Source organism: Pseudomonas sp. Z1-12, assembly GCF_051132015.1.
Taxonomy (GTDB): Bacteria; Pseudomonadota; Gammaproteobacteria; order Pseudomonadales; family Pseudomonadaceae; genus Aquipseudomonas; species Aquipseudomonas zanjanensis.
On the sequence record NZ_CP071647.1, the window covers coordinates 6,584,455 to 6,609,173 of the forward strand.

Here is a 24,719-nt window from a genome sequence, read left to right on the forward strand (position 1 = left end):
GTGAACTGCCCGACTTCTTCAAGCGGGTGATAGGGAGATCGATCCAAGTGGATGTGCCTTTGCTGCTCGCCGCCGTTTCCGCGACTTCGCCGTGCGGTGAAGACCTGGAATATGACGCGGATTTCCTGCGCCTGGAGCGCGACTCCCGAGGCCAACCCGAGCGCAGCATGGGCGACTCGATCCTGCCTGCCGAACCCCCTGAATGGCGCAGCATCCAGCAACAGAGCCTGGACTTGCTTGCGCGCAGCAAAGACCTGCGCATCACCCATTACCTGATGCAAAGCTCCCTGGCCCTCGAAGGCCTGCCGGGCATGGCCCGTGTGCTGACGCTGATCAGCGAGTTGCTCAAGCAATACTGGGCCGAACTGCATCCGCGCCTGGACGCCGATGATGACAACGACCCCACCGTGCGCATCAATGCCCTCGCCGGCCTGACGTCCGATGTCACCATCCGCCTGCTGCGCGAGAGCATCCTGACCCGTTCGCGCACCTTCGGGGCCGTCAGCCTGCGCGCCGCCGCCAATGCCAGCGGCCTGCAAAGTTTCCCGGATGAAAATCTCGGCGCCGAACAGCTCGCCGGGGCCCTGCTCGACAGCGATCCCGAGCAGTTGGAGATCACCCGTGCCGCCCTGCTGGAAGCGCGCAGCGCCGCCGAAGCCATCGAGCAGCAGGTCAGCGACCAGGTCGGTTCCGCCCAAGGCGTGGACCTGGGCCCGTTGAAGCAACCGTTGAAAATGGCCCTGCAGATTCTCGGTCAGTTCGCCCCGCAGAGTGGCGACAACGCCCAGGCCGAGCCCGTCAGCGACGACAGCGCAGCGCCCACCGAACATGCAAGTGTCACAAGCGCACAGCGTAATACCAACACCGTCAGCGGCGACATCAACAACCGCGACGACGTGCTGCGCAGCCTGGACCGGATTCTCGCTTACTACACCCGTCATGAGCCCTCCAGCCCGCTGCCGGTGCTGTTGAACCGGGCCAAGAATCTGGTGCACGCCGACTTCGCGGCCATCGTGCGCAACCTGATTCCCGACGGCATGAGCCAATTTGAAAACCTGCGCGGCCCAGACAGCGAATAAAAAGCGAGCGGATCACGCAGTCACGTCACCGGCACCCCCGATGACGCCAACACCGTCGCTCAAGCGACCAGGAGCAGCAACGTGGCGAAGCAAAGTTCTCAGAAATTCATCGCGCGCAACCGCGCGCCTCGAGTGCAGATCGAGTACGACGTCGAGCTCTACGGCGCCGAGAAAAAGGTCCAGTTGCCCTTCGTCATGGGCGTCATGGCCGACCTCGCCGGCAAGCCCGCCGAGCCTCTGGCACCGGTGGCCGACCGCAAGTTCCTCGAGATCGACGTCGACAACTTCGACTCGCGCCTCAAGGCCATGCAGCCGCGCGTGGCGTTCCATGTGCCTAACGAACTGACCGGCGAAGGCAACCTGAGCCTGGACCTGACGTTCGAAAGCATGGACGACTTCAGCCCGGCGGCCGTCGCCCGCAAGGTCGACTCGCTGAACAAGCTGCTCGAAGCGCGCACCCAATTGGCCAACCTGCTGACCTACATGGACGGCAAGACCGGTGCCGAAGAAATCATCATGAAGGCGATCAAGGACCCAGCGCTGTTGCAGGCCCTGGCGAGCGCGCCGAAGCCAGCACAGGACCAATGATCATGACTGACAATACCGCCCGCGAAGGCGTGCAGAACCTGGGCGCCACCCAAGAAACCAGCGAGTTTGCGTCCCTGCTGCTGCAAGAATTCAAGCCCAAGACCGAGCGTGCCCGCGAAGCCGTTGAAACGGCCGTGCGCACCCTGGCCGAGCAGGCCCTGGCGCAGACCGACCTGGTGTCCAACGACGCCATCAAGTCGATCGAATCGATCATCGCCGCCATCGACGCCAAGCTCACCGCCCAGGTCAACCAGGTCATCCATCACCCGGACTTCCAGCAACTGGAAAGCGCCTGGCGTGGCCTGCACTACCTGGTCAACAACACCGAGACCGATGAGCAGCTCAAGATCCGCGTGCTCAACATCTCCAAGCCAGACCTGCACAAGACCCTGAAGAAATTCAAGGGCACCGCGTGGGACCAGAGCCCGCTCTTCAAGAAGATGTACGAAGAAGAGTACGGCCAGTTCGGCGGCGAACCTTACGGCTGCCTGGTGGGCGACTATTACTTCGACCAGTCGCCACCGGACGTGGAACTGCTGGGCGAACTGTCGAAAGTCTGCGCGGCCATGCACTCGCCGTTCATCGCCGCGGCCTCGCCGACCGTGATGGGCATGGGCTCGTGGCAGGAACTGTCGAACCCGCGCGACCTGACCAAGATCTTCACCACTCCGGAATACGCCGGCTGGCGCTCGCTGCGTGAATCGGAAGACTCGCGCTACATCGGCCTGACCATGCCGCGCTTCCTGGCGCGCCTGCCGTACGGCGCCAAGACCGACCCGGTGGAAGCCTTCGCCTTCGAAGAAAACACCGACGGCGCCGACAGCTCCAAGTACACCTGGGCCAACGCCGCCTACGCGATGGCCGTGAACATCAACCGTTCGTTCAAACACTTCGGCTGGTGCTCGCGCATCCGTGGCGTGGAGTCCGGCGGCGAAGTGGAAAACCTGCCAGCCCACACCTTCCCGACCGACGACGGTGGCGTGGACATGAAGTGCCCGACCGAAATCGCCATTTCGGACCGCCGTGAAGCGGAACTGGCGAAGAACGGTTTCATGCCGCTGCTGCACAAGAAAAACACCGACTTCGCGGCCTTCATCGGCGCCCAGTCGCTGCAGAAACCGGCCGAATACGACGACCCGGACGCCACCGCCAACGCCAACCTGGCCGCGCGCCTGCCGTACCTGTTCGCCACCTGCCGCTTCGCCCATTACCTCAAGTGCATCGTGCGCGACAAGATCGGTTCCTTCAAAGAGAAGGACGAGATGCAGCGCTGGTTGCAGGACTGGATCCTCAACTACGTCGACGGTGACCCGGCGCACTCCACCGAGACCACCAAGGCCCAGCATCCATTGGCTGCCGCTGAAGTGATCGTCGAAGAAGTCGAAGGCAACCCGGGGTACTACAACTCCAAGTTCTACCTGCGCCCGCACTACCAGCTCGAAGGGCTGACCGTGTCGCTGCGCCTGGTATCGAAACTGCCTTCGGCCAAGGGCGCGTAAAGCTTTACTGAGCGGTACAAGGGCCAATGTGGGAGCGAGCTTGCTCGCGATGGCGGTGGATCAGTTGTCATGAGCATGCCTGACACTCCGCTATCGCGAGCAAGCTCGCTCCCACAAGGGGTCTTCAGTGGATTGGAGATCGCCTGCGTAACGTTCGACAGCAGTAATTTCGCAAGGTCAGCGTCAACCAAACAATGTGGTAAAGACCACACAGGGAGAAAACATGGCTGTTGATATTTTCATCAAGATTGGCGACATCAAGGGCGAGTCCATGGACAAGGCCCACAAGGACGAGATCGACGTCCTGAACTGGAGCTGGGGCATGTCCCAGTCCGGCAACATGCACGTGGGCAGCGGCGGTGGTGCGGGCAAGGTCAACGTCCAGGACCTGTCCCTGACCAAGTACGTCGACAAGGCGTCGCCGAACCTGATGATGCACTGCGCCAGCGGCAAGCACATCGACAAGGTCAAGCTGACCGTGCGCAAGGCCGGCGGTGAAAGCCAGGTCGAGTACATGATCATCAACCTGGAAGAAGTGCTGGTCACGTCCCTGAGCACCGGCGGCTCGGGCAGCGATGATCGCCTGACCGAAAACGTCACCCTGAACTTCGCCAAGGTGCTGGTGGACTACCAGCCACAGAAAGCCGACGGCACCAAGGAAGGCGGCCCGGTCAAGTTCGGCTGGAACATCCGTCAGAACATCAAGGTGTAATCGAACACGCCCCCGGTGCCACGCGCCGGGGGTGTTTGGTGCTTGCTCGTATCCAACCCTTTCCCACGTGGTATCTGAGTCATGGCCAAGCCTTCGTTTGTCAATTTGTGGAACAGCTATCCAACGGTCAAAGACCCATGCGACCAGCCCTGGGGCAACCAGTGCGCTATCCGCATGAGCGTCGCGCTGAACGGCGAGTTGACCATCAAGGTCAACAAGTCGACCTATACCGATCCCAAGTGCAAGCACGACCACGCCCGTGGCGCCGAATCCTTGGCGAACTGGCTCTGGCGTCATCACCTCGGGCGTCCAACCATTTTGAGTGGTAGTGCAGCCGATCGGCTGACTATCAGCCAGAAGACCGGAATCGTTTTTTTCAAAGATTGCTTTGCCCGTGCCGGTGAGGCCGAAAGTGGGCGCACAGGCGACCATATCGACCTCTGGAATCGTGGCCGGACCAAGGGCTTCGCTGATGGTGCCTATATGTCCAAGCAGCTTTGGTTCTGGGAGTTGACATGATCGGGGCCGCGCTACGAGCAACGCTTTTGTGCGGCGCGTTGATCAGCTTGAATGCGTGCGCCGAATCCGTCTCGGATCAACTCGATGCGCCGGCCCGCACTCAAGGTACATTCGCCGGAGAAGCGCTCAAGCTGGTTGACCTGAACGGTCAATGCGCAGTCCAGAAACCTGACCAGAGTCACTTGGTACTGGGCATGGAATGGCCTTGCTATTTCAACCTAAACCCGAAGGGTGAGCTGCGGGTAGAAACCTTCAACGGCACTCCGATTTTTCTGGTAGAGCGAAGCGTGCCCGAGCCGGCGCCCAGTCGCGATTGCGATACAAAATCCCAAGCCGTGCGCAAGATCAACGGCGTTTTGGAGGCCTCGTCGGTCAACCCCAGTGCCATGTGCGGGCTCGGCCAGCAAGACCAGAAAATGTTCACGGCGTTGTTCCGGTGGTAACCAAAATCACCCAGCGTAATCGCCAGCAACCGTGGTTGCCGGGCGTGCGTTTGCTTACCTGCTTTTTGGCAATAAACTCGATCAGCCTGGACGCATGGGCCGAACATGCCGAGCCAACCGCCACCCAGGCCGTCTTCGCCGGCCAACAACTGCGACTGGTCGACGACCAGGGCCAATGCACACTCGTCAAACCGGACCAGGTTCGTATGAAACTGGGCATGGAATGGCCTTGCAGCTTCAGCCTGGATAAACCGCAGAGGCTGCGCGTAGAAACTTTCAACGGCATCCCGATATTTGCCATCTGGCGCAGCGAGCACATGCCAGCGCCCAGTCGAGACTGCCTCAGCAAGATGCAGGCTGTCCGCCAAATCAACGGAGCCTTCGAAGCCGGCGCCGTGAGCAACTATGCCTCCTGCGGGTCGGGCGGGGACCAGAAAATGTATGTAGGGCCTTTCACGTGGTAACCGAAATCGCCACTCGCGATCGCCTGCAACCGTCCCTGCTGGACCGGTTGACCGACGACGATCCGACCAACCCCAAGGAAAGCGCCGACAAGCGCGTGCTCTCCCTGACCCAATTGAAAGCCTCGGTGTTGCGTGACCTGGCGTGGCTGCTCAACACCACGTCATTGCTCGACGCCGATGCCACGCTGCACACCCCGGCGGGCACTTCGGTGGTGAATTTCGGGTTGCCGGCGCTGGCCGGCAACAGCGCGTCGAACGTCGATGTCTCGGCCCTGGAAACCTTGATCCACCAGGCCATTGCCACCTTCGAACCGCGCATCCTGCGCCACACCCTGCGGGTGCGGGCCCGGGCGACGGCCGAGATGAACCACAACGCGCTGAGTTTCGAGATCGAAGGCGACCTCTGGGCCCAGCCGGTGCCGCTGCGGCTGATGCTGCAAACCGATCTGGACCTGGAAACCGGCCATGTGCGCGTGGTCAACGCCGACCAGCGGAGACGCCCATGAACCCGCGCCTGCTGGAGCTGTACAACCAGGAACTGCACCATGTGCGCGAAAGCGCGGCGGAGTTCGCCAAGGAATACCCCAAGATCGCCAGTCGGCTGACCTTGGCCGGCATGGACTGCGCCGACCCGTATGTCGAGCGCCTGCTCGAAGGCTTCGCCTACCTGACGGCCCGGGTTCAACTCAAACTCGATGCCGAGTACCCGACCTTCACCCACAACCTGCTGGAAATCGCCTACCCGCATTACCTGGCGCCGACGCCGTCGATGACCGTGGTGCAAATGCAGGCCGCCCCGGACGAAGGCTCGCTGAGCAGTGGTTTCCCGCTGCCTCGCGATACCGTCCTGCGCGCCGCCCTGGGTCGCGAAACCCAGACCTGCTGCGAGTACCGCACCGCCCACGCGGTGACGTTGTGGCCGTTGCAGGTCAGCCAGGCTGAATACTTCGGCAACCCGTCCGCCGTGCTCGGGCGCCTGGCCGCCAGTGAGCCGAAAGCCAAGGCCGGCCTGCGCCTGACCCTGCGCACCGGCGCCGAACTGCCGTTCAACAGCCTGGCCCTGGACAACCTGCCGCTGTACTTGAGCGGCGCCGATGAGCAGCCTTTCCGCCTCTATGAACAACTGCTGGGCAATGCCTGCGCGGTGTTCGCCCGCAAGCCCGGCGGCGACTGGGTGGAGCGGCTGCCCCAGGATGCATTGCGCTCGCGTGGTTTCGACGATGCCGATGCCGCGTTGCCGGTGGTGTCGCGGGCCTTCCAGGGCTATCGCCTGTTGCAGGAATACTTCGCCCTGCCCCACCGCTTCCTGTTTGTCGACTTCACCCAGTTGGGCCGTGCGGTCAAGCGCTGCGACGGCCAGGAGCTGGAGCTGATCGTGCTGTTCGACCGGCACGATCCGAGCCTGGAAGGCAGCGTGGGTGCTTCGCAGTTCCTACCGTTCTGCACCCCGGCCATCAACCTGTTTCCCAAACGCCTGGATCGCATTCACTTGTCGGAACGGGTCAACGAACACCACGTGATCGCCGACCGCACCCGGCCGATGGATTTCGAAGTGCATTCCCTGAGTGGCCTCACTGGGCATGGCACCGGGCCGGAGCAACCGTTCCTGCCGTTCTACGCCGTGCGCGATCCGTCCCGTTATGGCCGCGACCAGGCCTACTACACCGTACGCCGCGAACCGCGCGTGCTGTCCAGCGACCAACGACGCAACGGCCCGCGCTCGACCTACATCGGCAGCGAAACCTTCGTCAGCCTGGTGGACAGCCAGCAAGCACCCTACCGCCACGATCTGCGCCAACTCGGCGTGACGGCGCTGTGCACCAACCGCGACCTGCCGCTGTTCATGAGCGTGGGCAACGGCAAGACCGATTTCACCCTGGCCGACAGTGCCCCGGTGGGCGCCGTGCGCTGCGTGGCCGGCCCCAGTCGACCCCGGGCCAGCCATGCCCACGATGCCAAGGCCTGGCGGCTGATCAGCCAGTTGTCGCTGAACTACTTGTCGTTGAGCGAGCAAGGCCAAGGCGCCGCGGCCCTGCGTGAACTGCTGCGCCTGTACGGCGACAGCAACGACGCGGCCCTGCAATTGCAGATCGAAGGCCTGCGGGAAGTCAGCAGCAAGGCCTGCACCCGGCGCTTGCCGATGCCCGGCCCGATCGTGTTCGGTCGAGGCCTGGAGATCACCCTGGAATTTGATGAAAACGCGTTTCGCGGCACCGGGGTGTTCCTGCTCGGTGCGGTGTTCGAGCGCTTCCTGGCACGCTACGTGTCGATCAACAGTTTTACCGAGACGGTGATCCGTACCACCGAACGCGGCGAGATCATGCGATGGAAAGCCAAGCCCGGACGTCGTCCGACCCTGTGAGTACCCTGGAGGCGATGCACCAGGAACCCTGGGAATACGACTTCTTCCAGGCGTTGCGGCGCATCGAGTGCGAATCCCCCGAGCTGCCGCGCCTGGGCCACTCCCTGCGCCTGGCCGATGACCCGTTGCGCCTCGGGCAACAGGCCGACTGCACCTTCGCCCCGGCCACCCTCGCCTCGGTGCAACCGGGCGGCGACGGTACGCCGGCGCGCCTGGAGCAATTCTTCTTCGGCCTCGGCGGCCCCAACGGCCCGATGCCGTTGCACATCACCGAATACGTGCGCGAGCGCCAGCGCAACAATGGCGACAGCACCAGCAAGCGCTTCCTCGATGTGTTCCACCATCGCCTGCTCAGCCTGTTCTACCGGGCCTGGGCCGAAGCGCGGCCGACGGTCAGCCACGACCGCCCCAACGATGACTATTGGTCGGCACGCCTGGCGGCCCTCAGCGGTCGGGGCATGCCGAGCCTGCTCAACCAAGGGCTGATCCCCGACACGGCGAAGCTGCACTACAGCGGCCACCTCTCAGCGCAGACCCGCTACCCGGACGGTTTGAAGGCGATCCTCAGCGAGTACTTCGGCCTGCCGGTGGAAATCGAAGAATACGTCGGCCAATGGCTGGAACTGCCCGAGCGCAGCCGCGTCGGGGTCAGCGCTCACCAGTTGGGTGTGGATTTCTGCCTGGGTCGCTTCGTGTGGGACCGCCAGCACAAATTCCGCATTCGCCTGGGGCCACTCAAGCTCGTCGACTACATGGACATGCTGCCCGGCAGCCAACCGTTCAACGAGCTGGTGGCCTGGGTCGCCGAATACCTGGGCCATGAATTGGACTGGGACCTGAACCTGGTCCTGGAACAGCCCGAAGTGCCCGCACTACAACTCAATGGCCGTTTCCGCCTGGGCTTCAACACCTGGCTGGGACGTCCTGAAAAAGATGCCAACGATTTAATACTGGGCCGGCATTACGCCGAACAGGCCAACACCTCACAGACCTCAAGGAGCCATGAGCATGGGTGAAATCAGTCGCGCCGCGTTGTTCGGCAAACTCAACAGCGTGGCCTACAAAGCCATCGAAGCCGCCACCGTGTTCTGCAAGTTGCGCGGTAACCCTTATGTGGAACTGGCCCACTGGTTTCACCAGTTGCTGCAACTGCAGGACTCGGACCTGCACCGCATCATCCGCCAGTTCAACATCGAGCCGGCGCGCCTGGCCCGTGACCTGACCGAGGCATTGGATCGTTTGCCACGGGGTTCGACGTCGATCACCGACCTGTCCTCCCACGTGGAAGAAGCCGTGGAACGCGGCTGGGTCTATGGCAGCCTGATGTTCGGCGAAAGCCAGGTGCGCACCGGTTACCTGGTGCTGGGCATCCTCAAGACGCCAAGCCTGCGCCATGCGCTGCTGGGCCTGTCGTCGGAGTTCGACAAGGTCAAGGTCGAAGCCCTGAGCGAGCGCTTTGACGAATACGTCGGCGACTCGCCGGAAAACGCCCTGACCGCCAGCGACGGTTTCAACGCCGGCGCCGTGCCGGGGGAAGCCAGCGGCGCCATGGCCCCGGCCGCCATGGGCAAGCAGGAAGCCCTCAAGCGCTTTACCGTCGACCTCACCGAGCAGGCCCGCAGCGGCAAGCTCGACCCCATCGTCGGCCGTGACGAAGAGATCCGCCAACTGGTGGACATCCTCATGCGCCGCCGGCAGAACAACCCGATCCTCACCGGTGAAGCCGGCGTGGGCAAGACCGCCGTGGTCGAAGGCTTCGCCCTGCGCATCGTCGCCGGCGACGTGCCGCCGGCCCTCAAGGACGTGGAATTGCGCAGCCTCGACGTGGGCCTGTTGCAGGCCGGCGCGAGCATGAAAGGCGAATTCGAACAGCGCCTGCGCCAGGTCATCGAAGACGTCCAGGCCTCGCCCAAGCCGATCATCCTGTTCATCGACGAAGCCCACACCCTGGTGGGTGCCGGTGGCGCCGCCGGCACGGGCGATGCGGCCAACCTGCTCAAACCGGCGTTGGCCCGCGGCACCTTGCGCACCGTGGCCGCCACGACCTGGGCCGAGTACAAGAAGCACATCGAAAAAGACCCGGCCCTGACCCGTCGCTTCCAAGTGGTGCAAGTGGCCGAGCCGTCGGAAGACAAGGCCTTGCTGATGATGCGCGGCGTGGCCTCGACCATGGAAAAACACCACCAGGTGCAGATCCTCGACGAAGCCCTGGAAGCCTCGGTCAAGCTGTCCCACCGCTACATTCCCGCGCGCCAGTTGCCGGACAAATCCGTGAGCCTGCTGGACACCGCCTGCGCCCGCGTCGCCATCAGCCTGCACGCCGTGCCGGCCGAAGTGGACGACAGCCGTCGGCGCATCGAAGCCCTGGAAACCGAGCTGCAAATCATCGCCCGTGAGCACGCGATTGGCGTGGTCATCGGCACCCGCCAGACCCACAGCGAAAGCCTGCTGAGCGCCGAGCGCGAGCGCCTGGCCGAGCTGGAAAGCCGCTGGGCCGAAGAGAAGACCCTGGTGGACGAACTGCTGGAAACTCGCGCCACCCTGCGCGAACGCGTCGGCGTGGTGGACAGCGAAGACAACAGCGAAGCTTCTGACAACGAAAGCCACGAACTGCGCGAAAAACTGGTGGACCTGCAACAGCGCCTGACCGCCCTGCAAGGCGAAACCCCGTTGATCCTGCCGACCGTGGATTATCAGGCCGTGGCCTCGGTGGTCGCCGACTGGACCGGTATCCCGGTGGGCCGCATGGCCCGCAACGAACTGGAAACCGTGCTCAACCTCGACCAGCACCTGAAAAAACGCATCATCGGCCAGGACCATGCCTTGCAGATGATCGCCAAGCGCATCCAGACCTCCCGCGCCGGCCTCGACAACCCGAGCAAGCCGATTGGCGTGTTCATGCTTGCCGGCACCTCCGGCGTGGGCAAGACCGAAACCGCCCTGGCCCTGGCCGAAGCCATGTATGGCGGTGAGCAGAACGTCATCACCATCAACATGAGCGAGTTCCAGGAAGCCCACACCGTGTCCACCCTCAAGGGCGCGCCACCGGGCTACATCGGCTACGGCGAGGGCGGTGTGCTGACCGAAGCCGTGCGGCGCAAACCGTACAGCGTGGTGCTGCTGGACGAGGTGGAAAAAGCCCACCCGGACGTGCATGAGATTTTCTTCCAGGTGTTCGACAAAGGCGTGATGGAGGACGGCGAAGGCCGGGTGATCGACTTCAAGAACACCTTGATCCTGCTGACCACCAACGCCGGCACCGAGCTGATCGCCCAGGTCTGCAAGGACCCGCAGAACGTGCCCGAGCCGGAAGAAATCGCCAAGGCCCTGCGCCAGCCACTGCTGGAGATTTTCCCGCCGGCCTTGCTCGGCCGCCTGGTGACGATCCCGTACTACCCGCTCAGCGATGAGATGCTCAAGGCCATCACCCGCCTGCAACTCAACCGCATCAAGAAGCGCGTGGAGAGCACCCACAAAGTCGCCTTCGACTATGACGACGCGGTGATCGATTTGATCGTCTCGCGCTGCACCGAAACCGAAAGCGGCGGGCGCATGATCGACACCATCCTGACCAACAGCCTGCTGCCGGACATGAGCCGCGAGTTCCTCACCCGCATGCTCGAAGGCAAAGCGTTGGCCGGCGTACGGATCAGTGCCGTGGACAACGAACTGAAGTACGATTTCAGCGACGCAGCCTGACCCGAAGGAACACCGCCTAACCCTGTGGGAGCGAGCTTGCTCGCGAATGCAATCTGTCAGAGCCATTGATGATGACTGACACACCGCATTCGCGAGCAAGCTCGCTCCCACAGTGGGTATTCGGTTCCTTTAGTTACTACCATTTGCACGGGACATTCGATGCTATTCAACCAAGCCACACGCCTGGCCAAGATCACCAGCCCCCTGGGACCCGAGGTGTTGTTGCTCAAGGACATGGGCGGCGGTGAAGAGCTGGGGCGGCTGTTCAACTATGAGTTGCAGTTGCATTCGCTGGACAACGCCATCGACCTCAACCAGTTGCTCGGCAAGCCAATGTGCGTGAGCCTGCAACTCGATGGCGGTGGCGAGCGTTATTTCCATGGCATCGTCGCCCGTTGCAGCCAGAACGTCGACCAGGGCCAGTTCGCCAGTTACCAGGCCACGCTGCGCCCGTGGCTGTGGTTGCTGACCCGCACCTCCGATTGCCGGATTTTCCAGAACCTGACCATCCCGCAGATCATCAAGCAGGTGTTCCGCGATCTGGGCTTTTCCGATTTCGAAGACGCCTTGAGCCACCCCTATCGGGAGTGGGAATACTGCGTGCAGTATCGCGAGACCAGTTTCGACTTCGTCAGTCGCCTGATGGAACAGGAAGGCATTTACTATTTCTTCCGCCACGAGCAGGGCCGTCACGTGTTGGTGCTGGCCGATGCCTATGGCGCCCACACCACGGCACCCGGCTATGGTTCGGTGCCCTACTACCCGAAAAACGAGCAACAGCGCGAGCGCGATCATATCCATGATTGGCACCTCGCCCAGGAAGTCCAGCCGGGCTCGCTGGAACTCAACGACTACGACTTCCAACGCCCCAGCGCGCGCATCGACGTGCGTTCGGCCATGCCCCGTCCGCACACCGCCGGCGACTATCCGCTCTACGACTACCCCGGCACCTACGTGCAAAGCGCCGACGGCGAACACTACGCCCGCACCCGCATCGAGGCCTTGCAGACCCTGCACGAGCAAGTCGAACTGGCGGGCAATGCCCGGGGCCTGGGCTCGGGGCATCTGTTCAGCCTCACCGGCTTCAGCCGCCAGGACCAGAACCGCGAATACCTGATCGTTGGTGCCCGCTACTACCTGTCCCAGGAAAGCGGTGAAACCGGCGGTGGCGCGCCAACCGCGCAGTTCGAAAGCAGCCTGACCTGCATCGACGCCCAGCAGAGTTATCGCCCGTTGGCGATCACCCACCGGCCCATCGTCAAGGGCCCGCAGACCGCGTTGGTGGTCGGCCCTAAAGGCGAGGAAATCTGGACCGATCAGTTCGGTCGGGTGAAGGTGCATTTCTATTGGGACCGTCACGACCAGTCCAATGAAAACAGCTCGTGCTGGATTCGTGTGTCGCAATCCTGGGCCGGCAAAAATTGGGGCTCGATGCAGATCCCGCGCATCGGCCAGGAAGTGATCGTCAGCTTCCTTGAAGGTGATCCCGATAGGCCGATCATCACCGGCCGCGTCTACAACGCCGAACAGACCGTGCCTTACGACCTGCCGGAAAACGCGACCCAGAGCGGCATGAAAAGCCGTTCGAGCAAGGGCGGCACGCCGGCGAATTTCAACGAAATCCGCATGGAAGACAAAAAAGGCGCCGAGCAGTTGTACATCCATGCCGAGCGCAACCAGGACATCGTGGTAGAGGTGGACGAGAGCCATTCGGTGGGCCACGACCGCAACAAGAGCATCGGCCACAACGAGACGGTGACCATCGGCAACAACCGCCTGCGCATCGTCAAGCAGGAGGACATCCTCTCCGTCGGCCAGCGCAAGACCGACAGCATCAGCCAGAGCTACGTGATTGAAGTGGGCGAAAACCTGCGCCTGGTGTGCGGTGAAAGCATCCTGGAGCTCAACGCCAGCGGCCAGATCAACCTGACCGGCGTGCAGATCAGCTTCTACGCCAGCGGCGATGCCGAGTTCAACACCGGCGGCGTGCTGCACCTGAACAACGGTGGCGGCCCCGGAGCCACGCCGGACGGCCAGGGCGTCAAGGGCAGCATCGATGCCAACATCCAAGCCGCGTTTCCTGCACCCAAGGGCTAACTTCGAGATTTAAGCGCCATGACTTACCGCCTCAATGAATTCCAGTTCCAGCTGCCGCCAAGCGAGTTGCTGGACGCGACGATCAACATCCTCAAATTCCCGGAACTGGGCACGTCCTTGATCGTCAGCCGCAGCCTGCTCGCCGAAGGCGAGACCCTGCAAAGCAACCTCGACGACCAGCTCAAGCGCCTGGAAAAACAGGTCCAGGACTTGCGCTGCCAGCCGGGCGCCACCCTGCGCGTGGGCGCCAACCAGGAAGTCGAAGCCATCGAGCTGCGCAGCCAGTTCAACAAGGGCACCGAAAAGGTCTTCCAGTACCAGTTGGCGCTGGTGCTGCCGGGCACGCGCAAGATGCTTGCGCTGAGCTACGTGAAAGCGGAAAAACTCGGCGACGCCGAAGCGGCGCATTGGGCAACGATCAAGGGCTCGCTGTTGTTCGACGTTCCGGCTTGATGAGCACCTTGCATGTCTGACGCACTCTGGGCCGCCCGACTGGGCGACGCACTGAACCACACCTCGATGATGGCCGATATTCTCGGCGGCGTCCTGGAAGTGGCCGCGAACATTGCGATCACCGCCGTGGCGACGGCTGCCGTGGTGGCCGCGACAGGCATCACCGTTGCCACGGGCGGGTTGGGTTGCTTCCTGCTCGGGGCCGTGGTGGGCGCCGTCGTCGGCCTTGCCATGAGCAAGACCGGGGCCGACAAGGGGCTAAGCGATATCTGCGAGGGCATCGGCAACGCCCTTTTCCCACCCACGGTGCAGGCCAACATCCTCACCGGCTCCACCAACACCCTGACCAACAACATCCCTGCCGCCCGAGCCGCCGGGGCGATTCAATCCCATGTCGCCCCGGCCGGCACCGAGCTTGAGGCACCCGAGCCAGAAGCCGAACCCAGTTACCTGGACATGGCCGAGAACTTCTTCTCGCAGATGTGGCGTCCCACCGTCGCCACGCCCGCGCCCGGTGCCGTGCCCAAGCCGCTGGATATGATCGTGTGCATGAAGCATCCACCGATGCCACCGCAGTTCCTGGCCGAAGGCTCGGACAAAGTCACCATCAACGGCCAGCCCGCCGTGCGCAGCGGCGACCGCAGCACCTGCGATGCGACCGTGGTGTCCTCCGGGCTGATTTCCCCCGACGTGACCATTGGCGGTGGGTCGGTGGTAGTGCGCGAGATCCGCAGCGGCAAGACCCCAGGCGTAGGGTTGGCCGTCACGGCCTTGCTGATGCTCAAGGGCGGCAAAGGCAAATTCCTCAGCAACCTGCCGTGCATGCTGGTGGGCGGCGCGGCATCAATGGCGGTCAGTAGCGCGATGGGCGCCGCGGCCAACGCTGCGATGGGCTCGTCGAACCCCGTGCATGCCGCCACCGGGGCCAAGGTACTGGGCGATGTCGAGGAAATGGACTTCGTCCTGCCCGGCATCTTGCCGATCGACTGGCAGCGCTTCTATAACAGCCGCGACGAACGCCATGACGGGTTGTTCGGGGCCGGTTGGAGCGTGCCCTATGAGGTGCGCGTCGAAATCCTGCCTCACCCCGAGGGCGGCGAAACGCTGGTCTACACCGATGAACAGGGCCGGCGCATCGACATGGGCTCGATTCCCCTGGGCGGCGCGGTGTTCAGTGCCGGTGAAGGCCTCAGTGTGCGACGCCATGCCAACGGCGAACTGCTGATCGAAAGCGCCGACGGCTTGTACCGGCTGTTCGAACCCACGCCGGCCCATACATCGCGGCTGCGCCTGAACCAACTGGGTGATCGCAACGACAATCGCATTTACCTGGACTACGACGACAATGGACGCCTGGCGCAACTGCGCGACACCTTCGACCTGAGCCGCATCGCGCTGGCGTATGACGAGCGCTGGCCGCAACGGCTCAACCGTATCGACCGCCTCTACACCGATCAACGCCGGGAAGTGCTGATGCACTATGGCTACGACGACCAGGGCAATCTGGCGCAGGTCCGTCAGTCCAACGGCCAGGTGAAACGTCGCTATGCCTACGACGCCGGGCGGCGCATGGTGGAACACCAACTGCCGACCGGGCTTCGTTGTTTCTATGAATGGGCGTTGGTTGAAGACCTGGAATGGCGGGTCGTTCGTCACTGGACCGATGCCGGCGACACCTACACCTTCGACTACGACCTGGTGGCCGGCACCACGCGCATCATCGACGGCTTGAATCGCATCAGCACCCGGCGCTGGGATGCCCGCTATCAGATCACCGAAGCCACCGACGCGCTGGGCCGCACCTGGACTTTCCAGTGGAACGACGAAAGCCAGTTACTGAGTGCGACCGACCCCAACGGCGGGCAGCATCAGTTCAGCTATGACGAAGCCGGCAACCTCTGCGAAACCCGCGACCCGCTGGGGCGCAGCGAGTCAACCCTGTGGCTCGAGCACTGGGCCCTGCCCCTGGCTGAAACCGATGCCGCGGGCCATACCTGGCAGTACCGCTATGACTCACGGGGCAATCGCATTCGCGAGACCGACCCGCTGGGCCACGTCACGCGCTACCGCCACGACGCCCACGGCCAAGTCGTGGAAGTCATTGATGCCACCGGCAAACGCAAGACATTGCGCTGGACGCCGCTGGGCCAACTCAGCGAACACACCGACTGCTCGGGCTACACCACACGCTTGAGCTACTGCGAGCGCGGGCTGCTGCTCAGCAGCACCGATGCGCTGGGTGAGCGGACGCTGTTCAGCTACGACGATCAGGGCCGGTTGCTTGGCAAGCAACTGCCGGACGGGCGCACCGAGCACTACCAGCGCGATGCCAGCGGACAGTTGATCGGCTATAGCGACCCTGCCGGGCACACGACGCATTTCCAGCACACCCCAAGCGGTCAACTGCAGCTGCGCACCGACGCCCATGGCCGCCGGGTGGAACTGAGCTACGACAACTACGGGCGCCTGCTGGCCCTGGCCAACGAAAACGGTGAGCGCTACCGATTTGCCTGGGACGCCGCCGACCGCTTGACCGCCCAGCACAGCCTGGACGGCAGCCTCAAGCGCTACGCCTACGACCCGCTGGACAACGTCACCCGCGTAGAGGCCCTCGCGGTGCCCGGCAGCACCGACCTGGCGCTCGCACCGCAAGCACCGATCATTCATGAGCTGCAACGCGATGCGGTGGGACGGCTGGTGGCAAAAGTCACCGAAGACGGACGTACCGAATACCGCTATGACGCGCTCGATCAAGTCAACGCCATCACCTTCACCGGCCAGAACGGCGAAACGCAAACCGTGGCGTTCGCTTACGACCCCTTGGGGCAACTGATTACCGAACAGGGTTGGGCCGGGTGCCTCGAACATCGCTACGACGAACTGGGCAACCTGACCCAGACGCTGCTTCCCGACGGTCGTTGGCTGAACCGCCTGCACTACGGCAGCGGCCACCTGCACCAGATCAACCTCGACGGCCATGTCATCAGCGATTTCGAGCGCGACCGCCTGCACCGCGAAGTGCTGCGCACCCAAGGGCGCCTGAGCACCCGCAGCGAATACGACCGCAGCGGCCGCCTGCGCGCCCGCCAGCGTCGACAGCAAGACCAATCCACGTTGCTGCCCCCCGCGGCGCAATCGCTGTTTGGCTATGATGCCAGTGATCAGTTGGTGGAACGCTTCGACAGCCAGGCCAATGCCGCCCATCGCCAACTGCTGCACTACGACGCCACCGGCCGCATCCTCGCCAGCCAGGACAACCTCCAGGGCCAGCGTGAAGGCTTTGCCTATGACCCGGCCGCCAATCTGCTCGACGAACTCTCGGCCGGCGCCGGGCGGATCGCGCACAACCGCCTGCTGACCTACCAGGACAAGCGCTACCGCTACGACGGTTTCGGCCGCATGGTGGAAAAACGCAGTGCCCGGCGGGGCGTCCAACGTTTTCGCTACGACGCCGAACAGCGCCTGGTAGAGGTTCAGAACGATAACGGCACGGTCGTGAAAATGACCTACGACCCGCTAGGTCGACGCATCGAAAAAGCCGAGTACGACCGCAACGCTACGCTGCTCAGCCGCACCCGTTTCACCTGGGATGCGCTGCAACTTTTGCAGGAACACCGCGACAGCCAGACCAGCCTCTACATCTACGCCGACGACAGCCACGAACCCCTGGCGAGGGTCGACGGCCTGGGCGAGCAACAGAAGGTCCGTTATTACCACAACGACTTCAACGGCCTGCCCGAACAGCTCTCGGAAGCCGACGGCCACACACTCTGGCGAGCCCGTTACCAAGTGTGGGGCAACACCGCCGAAGAGTTGCGCGAACCGTATTACATCGAAGAACAGAACCTGCGCTTCCAAGGCCAATACCTGGACCGCGAAACCGGGCTGCACTACAACACCCTGCGTTTCTACGACCCGGACATCGGTCGCTTCACCACACCGGACCCCATCGGCCTGGCGGGAGGCCTGAACCTCTATCAGTACGCGCCAAACCCGGTGAGTTGGATCGACCCATCAGGACTGATGAAGTGCTCGACGCCGCCCAAAGGTCGCAAGGTCAACCGGACGGTCTATCGCTTTGAAGAGCCAGGGCGCATCAGCACCACGTGGACGGCACACAAGTGGAACGTCGCCTCCCGGCACCGCTACACCGCCCCGGGGCTGGGTGGTGTCTATGGCGCCAACTCACGCAAGACCGCCATGGGCGAAGTCAATCACTGGGGGGTGGACCTCTCCACACGGGTGCTGGTGAGCAAGAAAGTGCAGCTCAACAACGTCCTGGACCTGACCCGGGCCGATGTGCGCAAGCAATTGGGGGTTTCCCTCAAGAGCATCACCGGCGACAAATACACCCAGACCCATCAAATCGGCGCCTGGGCCAAGGCTAATGGCTATGATGGGATCCTGGCGCCGTCGGCGCGAAACCCGACCGGCAGCAACTTGATTTCCTTTGAAGGTTTTTGACATGGGACTGGAAGACGAATACGTCGGCGATGCCGATTGGCAGACGTTCGTGCAGTTGTACGAAGAGGACTACCTCGACGACAACGCCCGCGCGCTGGCCAAGGCCATGAACGACCACCTCGACATGGCTGTGGTGCTCTACGGCAAAAGGGGGCTCAAGGAAGGCCTGTGGTGGCTGGAACAGACCGTGCCCGCCCTGGGCAACAAACGCCCGGCCGATTGCCTCGACACCCCGAAGTTGATCAAGCGCCTGAGAATGGCCTTGATGAGCATGCCGTAACCGACCAGGAAAATAGCCAATGGAAGGCATCGCATCACGTAAGCACACAGCCGTTTGCCTGAGTATCCCGCATGTCTGACGCCCTCTGGGCCGCCCGCCTGGGCGATGCACTCAACCACACCTCGATGATGGCCGACATCCTCGGCGGCGTCCTGGAAGTGGCGGCGAACATCGCGATCACCGCCCTGGCGACCGCCGCCGTGGTCGCGGCCACGGGCATCACCGTGGTCACCGGCGGCCTGGGCTGCTTCGTCCTGGGCCTGGTGGTGGGCACCATCGTCGGCCTGGCCATGAGCAAGACCGGGGCCGACAAAGGCTTGAGCAATATATGCGAGGGCATCGGCAACGCCCTCTTTCCGCCCACGGTGCAGGCCAACATCCTCACCGGCTCCAAAGACACCTTTACCAACAACATCCCCTCGGCCCGCGCCGCCGGCGCTGTTGTGTCCCACGTCGCGCCGGCCGGCACCGAACTGGACATGCCCGAGCCGGAAGAAGAAGCCGAAGCCAGTTACCTGGACATGGCCGGGGAATTCTTTTCGCAAATGTGGCGCCCCACGGTCGCCTCGCCGGCCCCCGGTACGGAGACCCGGCCCGAAGACCTGGTGATCTGCACCAAGCACCCACCGATGCCACCGCAGTTCATGGCCGAAGGCTCGGAAAAGGTCACCATCAACGGCCAGCCCGCCGTGCGCAGTGGCGACCGCAGCACCTGCGATGCGACGGTGGTGTCGGCCGGGCTGATCTCGCCCGACGTGACCATCGGCGGCGGTTCGGTGGTGGTGCGCGAGATTCGCAGCGGCAAGACCCCGGGCGTCGGCCTGGCAGTCACGGCGTTGCTGATGCTCAAGGGCGGCAAGGGCAAGTTCTTCAGCAAACTGCCGTGCATGCTGGTGGGCGGCGCGGTGTCCATGGCCGCCAGCAGCGCGGCGAACGCAGCGGCCAATGCGGCCATGGGCTCGTCGAACCCGGTGCATGCCGCCACCGGGGCCAAAGTGCTGGGCGGCGACGAGGAGCTGGATTTCGTCTTGCCCGGCATCCTGCCCATCGACTGGCAGCGCGTGTACAACAGCCGCGATGAACGCCGGGATACCTTGTTCGGCGCCGGCTGGAGCGTGGCCTACGAAGTCCAAGTAGAGATCCTGCCCCACCCCGACGGCGGCGAAACCCTGGTCTACACCGACGAACAAGGCCGGCCCATCGACATGGGTTCCATCCCCTTGGGCGGCGCGGTGTTCAGCGCCGGCGAAGGCCTGGCCGTGCGCCGCCATGTGGATGGGCGATTGCTGATCGAAAGCGAAGACGGCCTGTACCGCCTGTTCGAACCTTCGCCCGCCAACCCTTCGCACCTGCGCCTGAGCCAACTGGGTGACCGCAACGACAACCGCATCCACCTCGACTACGACGAGGCCGGACACCTGGTGCGGCTGCGCGACACCTTCGACCTGGTGCAAGTCGAGCTGATCCGCGCAGGCGAACGCGTCACCCACATCGAGCGCCTCTACCCCGACCAATCCCGCGAAGTGCTGGTCAGCTACGCCTACGACGCGGCGAACACCCTCGCCGAAGTGCGCGACGCCACCGGCCAGGTGCAACGGCGCTTCCGCTACGACGCCGGGCAACGGATGGTCGAGCACCAGTTGCCCACCGGCCTGCACTGCTTCTACGAATGGGCCCTGATCGACGACCAGGAATGGCGCGTGGTCCGACACTGGACCGACGAAGGCGACGCCTACCAGTTCGACTATGACCTTGCTGCCGGCATCACTCGCATCAGCGACAGCCTGCAACGCGTGAGCATCCGGCACTGGAACAGCCAGCACCAGATCACCCGGTTCAGCGACAAACTCGGCCAGACGTGGTTGTTCGAGTGGAACGATGAGCGCCAGATGCTCGGTGCTACCGATCCGCAGGGCGGGCGCTACACCTATAGCTATGACGAGGCCGGCAACCTCAGCCAATCCAGCGATCCGCTCGGACGCATTGAGTCCGTCTTATGGCTCGATCATTGGTCGCTACCGTTAGTAGAAACCGACGCCGCCGGCAACAACTGGCGATACGAATACAATCGCCGCGGCAATTGCATTCGCGAAACGGACCCTCTGGGCCTCGTCACCCGATATCGCTACAACGCTCACGGACAGATCACAGAAATTGTCGACCCCACCGGCAAAAGCAACACCTTGCGTTGGAACGCTATGGGGCGGCTGGCTGAACATATTGATTGCTCCGGCTATTCGACAAAATTCAGCTATGACCATCGCGGTTATCTGCAGGTCATCACGGATGCGCTCGGCGAGCGCACTGTCTATGAACATGACTCACGCGGCCGCCTGCTGCGTTATCAGCTGCCCGATGGCCGCGTCGAACAATACTTGCGCGACGCAAGCGGTCAACTCACCCGTTACATCGATGCGGCCGGTCACACCACCGTCTATCAGCACGATGGTCGCGGACACGTTCGCCAACGCATCGACGCCCATGGAAGGTCGGTTCAATTCAGCTACGACGCTTATGGACGCCTCCAGGCGCTAACCAACGAAAACGGGGAAAGCTATCGATTTGCCTGGGACGCCGGCGACAGGATGATCGAGCAACAGGACCTGGATGGCAGCGCCCGACGTTATGCCTACGATAAGCTGAATAACGCCATTCGCGAAACACACTGCCCTGCCCCTTTTGGCCAGGGTATGGCGCTGGTATCCAACAGTCCCATAGAGCCCATCGTTCATCACCTTGAGCGAGATGCGGCCGGGCGGCTGATTGGCAAAGTGACGGCAGACGGCCGAACCGCGTACACCTACGATGCAGTGGACCAACTCATTGCCGTTACCTTTACAGACAATCAGGGCAACCAACAAAACCTGAACTTTGCCTACGACGCCATCGGCCAACTGCTGGAAGAGCAAAGCTCGGCTGGCTGCCTGCGGCATCATTACGATGAGTTGGGCAGCCTGATACAAACGCAGCTGCCCGACGGTCGTCGACTCAATCGGTTGTATTACGGCAGCGGCCATCTACATCAACTCAACATCGACGGGCAACTGATCAGTGATTTCGAGCGCGATCGATTGCATCGTGAAGTCCTTCGCACTCAGGGACGACTCATCACTCGTAGCGAATACGACCGGGGCGGACGTGTGCGCTCGCGCCTGCAACGTCATGCGGACCAGTCGACACTATTGCCACCTGTGGCGCAGAAACAATTCAACTACGACCCCAATGACAACCTGATCAGTCGCTTCGACCAGACGCCCAGCGGTGATCGACAACGGCTGCTGCACTACGATGCGACGGGGCGCATTCTCGCCAGCCAAGACAACGTCCAGGGCCCGAGCGAAACCTTCGCCTACGATGCTGCCGCCAACTTGCTGGATGGCCCACAACCCGGCGCCGGGCTGGTGGTGCATAACAAATTACTGACCTATCAGGACAAGCGTTATCGTTACGATGCCTTTGGCCGGATGATCGAAAAACGCAGCGGTGGCCATCGGGTACAACGCTTTTTCTACGATGCCGAACACCGTTTGATCGAGGTGCATAACCGCAGCGGTTCCCAAGATACGGTCGTCCGAATGACCTATGACCCACTGGGTCGTCGGACGGCAAAAACCGAACATGACAGTCGTGGTTATCCACTGGGTGAAACACGCTTCATCTGGGACGGTTTGCGGCTGCTTCAAGAACACAAAAACAGCCAGTGCAGCGTTTACCTCTACGACACGGAAAGCCACGAACCCATCGCCCGAGTGGATGGTATCGGTGCTCAACAGAACATCCACTACTACCACAATGATCAGAACGGGCTACCCGAGCAGCTCTCGGACGCCAAGGGCGACATCGTCTGGCAAGCGCGCTACCGCGTGTGGGGCAACACCGTTGAGGAAGTGCGTGAGCCTCACTACATCGAAGAACAGAACCTGCGCTTCCAAGGCCAGTACCTGGACCGAGAGACGGGCCTGCACTACAACACGTTTCGCTTTTACGACCCGGATATAGGGCGGTTTACGACACCCGACCCCATCGAACTGCTGGGCGGAATCAATCTCTATCAATACGCCCCTAACCCGCTCGGCTGGATAGACCCCTGGGGCTGGTCATGCCACGGCAACTCAAAAACCAGTCGCAAACCGCAACATGGTTACGAGATCGTGGACACGCGCACGGGTAAAGTCGCCAAAACCGGCGTGAGTGGCGGCAAGATAAAAACAAACGGAAAATCCGTACGCGCCGAGACCCAGGTGAGGAAATGGAACAACGAACCGGGTAACACGGGACGTTACGAATCCAGAGTCATCAAAAAGGTGCCGGCCGGCCCAGGTGCTCGTTGGAAAATCGAGCACTGGGAGCGAAGAAACGCAAATCGACGCAGGCAGGAACTAGACCCAGCGAGGCATTCAAGACCATGATCTTAAAAGAAATCTACCTGTACCCCGACCTGGGCGAATTCAGCGACGACATTATTCATCCGTTTCGCGACCAAAGCCGATCGATCTGCAATTTTCTTGAGCGCCACCTGAGTGCAGAAAAATTCGAAACGCCCAACTTCAAGAAAATCTGCTTTGTCGGCACCCGCCAAACCGTCAACGAGCCCTATGTAAACTCCAGCGGCGCGCTCATCGTCAATGTCAGCCTGGATACCGAACAGTATAAAAAATGCACATCGGTCAACGAGCTCAATGAGTTCTTTATACAACGGTTGTTGGAAGGCCTGGAAACATGCCGCCCGCACATAGCCTTGCCGCTTGATCTGCTGAAAAACGCAATAGATGAGTTCCGCCGCAACCACTATAAAAACGAGTGGACCTTCAAGCAGAAAAAAATAAAAGGGTCGGACTATGTCTGCGCCTTGGAGTGCCAGTTAACCATCGACTGCTTCCTCATGAACCTCAAGGTCTTGAGGAAAGACACACCGGTACTCGACAAAGAAATCCTGCGAACCGCGCCCGACGAAATAGCGTTCGGTCCGTACCTCAAAGACCTGAAGGAAGAAGGCGGCAGAATAAAAGTCATCGACAAGTCGGGCGTGGCCTTCTACACCACAACGGTGTCTAGCCTGGACAAGCTTTGACATCGACTCAACGAGCGCTGCATCGCATCGATCAAGGCCCCATTTCAAACGAGCGAAAGCCGATGAGCGAACGCCACGGAATTTGTTCCGAAACGCAAATCCCGTGGCGAGGGAGCTTGCTCTCGCTGGATGGCGAAGCCGCCCTACAACAGGGCTGGCGCATTCTTCCAGGCAAACCGCGTCAGCCAGTTTACGACGGCTACGCCGCCGACCCCGCTTGGTTCTGCGCAAGCCAGATTCTTATCACCCATGTTCAGCGATAAATTGTGGAGGGTAGCTTGGTCGATAAAAAGCAGATGGCAGTGGCCAACCAGCATTTTGAAGGCTCTATATGGCGAGCTGCCAAGTGGTTAAATAAACCGAGCCATTCTCTCGTCTACTCAGACGGTTCATTGGAGGTGATCACTGATCTCCAGACCGACTTTTGGCGTGAAACCCACTACGGTTTCATACGCGAAAGCGGACATTTCCTGGGGTTCCCAACCGCCGGAGGCTTTACCGCTCAAGTCAGAGTCAACGCCGACTTTCGCGAGCTTTACGATCAAGCTGGCATCATGGTCAGGCTCAACGAGGAGACCTGGGTCAAGGCAGGGATAGAGTTCAACGATGGGAACCCAATGATCAGTAGCGTCCTCACCCAGGGCCGTTCGGACTGGGCGCCTAGCTATTTTTCCGGCAACCCCGGCGACTTTTGGCTTCGCATGACCGTCGCCAATGGCGTGCTGCGCTTGCAATATTCAACGGATGGCCTGAACTGGCCGTTGCTTAGGCTCGCACCCTTTCCTGAGGCGGAAAGTTATCTGGTCGGCCCGATTTGCTGCACACCGCAGCGGCAAGGCCTGAAGGTGAAGTTTTCCGAGTGGTGTTTGACACGTCCCTTGGAGCGAGACCTGCATGATTTGAGCTAAGCGGACATGTTCGAAGGCAGGCCTACCTTGTAAAGCTGTCAGGCCAGTTAAAAGGCGGAGTGAGGGTGTTCGACCACCGGC

General features: G+C 62.1%; 19 protein-coding genes. All 19 read left to right on the forward strand.

What is annotated here, in order from left to right; genetic code table 11:
* Positions 1-47: 47 nt before the first annotated feature.
* The 19 genes from tssA to J3P85_RS29005 all read left to right on the forward strand — a co-directional run bounded on the left by tssA (position 48) and on the right by J3P85_RS29005 (position 24,638).
* Complete coding sequence (gene tssA, locus J3P85_RS28915; protein ID WP_434704312.1) at positions 48-1,079, forward strand: type VI secretion system protein TssA; 1,032 nt, start codon at positions 48-50, stop codon at positions 1,077-1,079.
* Between the two features lie 81 nt (positions 1,080-1,160).
* Positions 1,161-1,667 carry a type VI secretion system contractile sheath small subunit gene (tssB, locus tag J3P85_RS28920; protein ID WP_003177230.1) on the forward strand — a complete coding sequence of 169 codons (507 nt, stop codon included), beginning with the start codon at positions 1,161-1,163 and terminating at the stop codon, positions 1,665-1,667.
* A 2-nt stretch (positions 1,668-1,669) separates the two neighbouring features.
* Entirely contained in the window at positions 1,670-3,166 is a 1,497-nt protein-coding gene (gene tssC / locus J3P85_RS28925) for a type VI secretion system contractile sheath large subunit (RefSeq protein WP_186710263.1), read from the forward strand.
* 223 nt (positions 3,167-3,389) lie between these two features.
* Positions 3,390-3,878, forward strand: coding sequence for an Hcp family type VI secretion system effector (locus J3P85_RS28930; RefSeq protein ID WP_003177228.1), 489 nt, complete (start codon positions 3,390-3,392; stop codon positions 3,876-3,878).
* Between the two features lie 81 nt (positions 3,879-3,959).
* On the forward strand, positions 3,960-4,397 hold the full coding sequence (locus J3P85_RS28935; RefSeq protein ID WP_434704313.1) for a type VI secretion system amidase effector protein Tae4: 438 nt from the start codon (positions 3,960-3,962) through the stop codon (positions 4,395-4,397).
* Positions 4,394-4,840: a hypothetical protein gene (locus J3P85_RS28940; protein WP_434704314.1), complete on the forward strand. Its 447-nt coding sequence runs from the start codon at positions 4,394-4,396 to the stop codon at positions 4,838-4,840. Before J3P85_RS28935 ends, J3P85_RS28940 begins: the two co-directional genes overlap by 4 nt.
* Positions 4,834-5,304 (forward strand): hypothetical protein, encoded by a 471-nt coding sequence (locus J3P85_RS28945; protein WP_434704315.1) that lies wholly within the window; start codon positions 4,834-4,836, stop codon positions 5,302-5,304. The genes J3P85_RS28940 and J3P85_RS28945 overlap by 7 nt, the downstream gene beginning before the upstream one ends.
* Positions 5,298-5,810 (forward strand): type VI secretion system baseplate subunit TssE, encoded by a 513-nt coding sequence (gene tssE, locus J3P85_RS28950; RefSeq protein ID WP_039593609.1) that lies wholly within the window; start codon positions 5,298-5,300, stop codon positions 5,808-5,810. The genes J3P85_RS28945 and tssE overlap by 7 nt, the downstream gene beginning before the upstream one ends.
* Entirely contained in the window at positions 5,807-7,666 is a 1,860-nt protein-coding gene (gene tssF / locus J3P85_RS28955) for a type VI secretion system baseplate subunit TssF (protein ID WP_434704316.1), read from the forward strand. The genes tssE and tssF overlap by 4 nt, the downstream gene beginning before the upstream one ends.
* Complete coding sequence (tssG, locus tag J3P85_RS28960) at positions 7,630-8,682, forward strand: type VI secretion system baseplate subunit TssG (RefSeq protein ID WP_434704317.1); 1,053 nt, start codon at positions 7,630-7,632, stop codon at positions 8,680-8,682. The genes tssF and tssG overlap by 37 nt, the downstream gene beginning before the upstream one ends.
* The gene (gene tssH, locus J3P85_RS28965) at positions 8,675-11,365 is read left to right on the forward strand and encodes a type VI secretion system ATPase TssH (RefSeq protein WP_434704318.1); all 2,691 of its coding nucleotides are present in this window, start codon (positions 8,675-8,677) and stop codon (positions 11,363-11,365) included. Before tssG ends, tssH begins: the two co-directional genes overlap by 8 nt.
* Before the next feature lie 159 nt (positions 11,366-11,524).
* A complete protein-coding gene (gene tssI / locus J3P85_RS28970; RefSeq protein WP_434704319.1) occupies positions 11,525-13,462 on the forward strand; it encodes a type VI secretion system tip protein TssI/VgrG in 1,938 nt (645 codons plus the stop codon).
* 18 nt (positions 13,463-13,480) lie between these two features.
* Positions 13,481-13,915: a DcrB-related protein gene (locus J3P85_RS28975; RefSeq protein WP_434704320.1), complete on the forward strand. Its 435-nt coding sequence runs from the start codon at positions 13,481-13,483 to the stop codon at positions 13,913-13,915.
* A 12-nt stretch (positions 13,916-13,927) separates the two neighbouring features.
* Positions 13,928-18,379 carry an RHS repeat-associated core domain-containing protein gene (locus tag J3P85_RS28980; RefSeq protein ID WP_434704321.1) on the forward strand — a complete coding sequence of 1,484 codons (4,452 nt, stop codon included), beginning with the start codon at positions 13,928-13,930 and terminating at the stop codon, positions 18,377-18,379.
* A 1-nt stretch (position 18,380) separates the two neighbouring features.
* A complete protein-coding gene (locus tag J3P85_RS28985; RefSeq protein ID WP_434704322.1) occupies positions 18,381-18,659 on the forward strand; it encodes a hypothetical protein in 279 nt (92 codons plus the stop codon).
* A 71-nt stretch (positions 18,660-18,730) separates the two neighbouring features.
* The gene (locus tag J3P85_RS28990) at positions 18,731-23,068 is read left to right on the forward strand and encodes an RHS repeat-associated core domain-containing protein (RefSeq protein ID WP_434704323.1); all 4,338 of its coding nucleotides are present in this window, start codon (positions 18,731-18,733) and stop codon (positions 23,066-23,068) included.
* A complete protein-coding gene (locus J3P85_RS28995; RefSeq protein WP_434704324.1) occupies positions 23,065-23,730 on the forward strand; it encodes a hypothetical protein in 666 nt (221 codons plus the stop codon). The genes J3P85_RS28990 and J3P85_RS28995 overlap by 4 nt, the downstream gene beginning before the upstream one ends.
* 62 nt (positions 23,731-23,792) lie before the next feature.
* Entirely contained in the window at positions 23,793-23,993 is a 201-nt protein-coding gene (locus J3P85_RS29000; protein ID WP_434704325.1) for a hypothetical protein, read from the forward strand.
* Positions 23,994-24,026: 33 nt separating this feature from the next.
* A complete protein-coding gene (locus J3P85_RS29005; RefSeq protein ID WP_434706439.1) occupies positions 24,027-24,638 on the forward strand; it encodes a DUF1349 domain-containing protein in 612 nt (203 codons plus the stop codon).
* Positions 24,639-24,719: the final 81 nt, after the last annotated feature.

Bases quoted from the DNA above. Each gene is read 5' to 3' on its own strand.
- tssC (WP_186710263.1), top strand. From the start codon at position 1,670: ATGACTGACAATACCGCCCGCGAAGGCGTGCAGAACCTGGGCGCCACC.
- J3P85_RS28930 (WP_003177228.1), top strand. From the start codon at position 3,390: ATGGCTGTTGATATTTTCATCAAGATTGGCGACATCAAGGGCGAGTCC.
- J3P85_RS28935 (WP_434704313.1), top strand. From the start codon at position 3,960: ATGGCCAAGCCTTCGTTTGTCAATTTGTGGAACAGCTATCCAACGGTC.
- J3P85_RS28940 (WP_434704314.1), top strand. From the start codon at position 4,394: ATGATCGGGGCCGCGCTACGAGCAACGCTTTTGTGCGGCGCGTTGATC.
- tssF (WP_434704316.1), top strand. From the start codon at position 5,807: ATGAACCCGCGCCTGCTGGAGCTGTACAACCAGGAACTGCACCATGTG.
- tssG (WP_434704317.1), top strand. From the start codon at position 7,630: ATGGAAAGCCAAGCCCGGACGTCGTCCGACCCTGTGAGTACCCTGGAG.
- tssH (WP_434704318.1), top strand. From the start codon at position 8,675: ATGGGTGAAATCAGTCGCGCCGCGTTGTTCGGCAAACTCAACAGCGTG.
- tssI (WP_434704319.1), top strand. From the start codon at position 11,525: ATGCTATTCAACCAAGCCACACGCCTGGCCAAGATCACCAGCCCCCTG.
- J3P85_RS28975 (WP_434704320.1), top strand. From the start codon at position 13,481: ATGACTTACCGCCTCAATGAATTCCAGTTCCAGCTGCCGCCAAGCGAG.
- J3P85_RS28980 (WP_434704321.1), top strand. From the start codon at position 13,928: ATGTCTGACGCACTCTGGGCCGCCCGACTGGGCGACGCACTGAACCAC.
- J3P85_RS28985 (WP_434704322.1), top strand. From the start codon at position 18,381: ATGGGACTGGAAGACGAATACGTCGGCGATGCCGATTGGCAGACGTTC.
- J3P85_RS28990 (WP_434704323.1), top strand. From the start codon at position 18,731: ATGTCTGACGCCCTCTGGGCCGCCCGCCTGGGCGATGCACTCAACCAC.
- J3P85_RS28995 (WP_434704324.1), top strand. From the start codon at position 23,065: ATGATCTTAAAAGAAATCTACCTGTACCCCGACCTGGGCGAATTCAGC.
- J3P85_RS29000 (WP_434704325.1), top strand. From the start codon at position 23,793: ATGAGCGAACGCCACGGAATTTGTTCCGAAACGCAAATCCCGTGGCGA.
- J3P85_RS29005 (WP_434706439.1), top strand. From the start codon at position 24,027: ATGGCAGTGGCCAACCAGCATTTTGAAGGCTCTATATGGCGAGCTGCC.